The following is a 370-nucleotide window of genomic DNA, read 5'->3' on the forward strand; positions in this document are numbered from 1 at the left end:
GTCCGCCAATCGCTTCTATCGCATGGATTGGAACTTCGACTTCGGCAACATCGGAACGACCAATACGGTTTTCGACAATGCTGCGGTCGCGACGGTCCAGGGATGGCAGAAGAGGATCGGCCTCAATACGATCAGCCGCAACAACAACCCGGTGCAGGCCGGGGCCGATCAGTGGTTTATCCCGCTGACTGGCGGCGGCAGCGCCAACGTGGGCGCGTGGTTCCAGAGGTTTTTCCTCGCGGCGGATAGTTCGGCGACAATGTATACCGATTTCACGAATGCTGAAGCCGGTCGGCAGATCACCATCATCGGCCAGAACGCGAACAGCACCATCGTGAACAACTCCCGCATCCACCTGAAGGGCGGAGTA

The 370-nt window shown here is 58.6% G+C and carries 1 protein-coding gene; it reads left to right on the top strand.

Going from position 1 to position 370, the window contains the following annotated elements; all coding sequences use genetic code 11:
* Positions 1–22: 22 nt before the first annotated feature.
* On the top strand, positions 23–370 hold a 348-nt coding region (locus HPY23_RS02085), incomplete at its 3' end, for a hypothetical protein (RefSeq protein WP_210346944.1).

It is taken from the genome of Methylobacterium ajmalii, from assembly GCF_016613415.1.
GTDB lineage: Bacteria > Pseudomonadota > Alphaproteobacteria > Rhizobiales > Beijerinckiaceae > Methylobacterium > Methylobacterium ajmalii.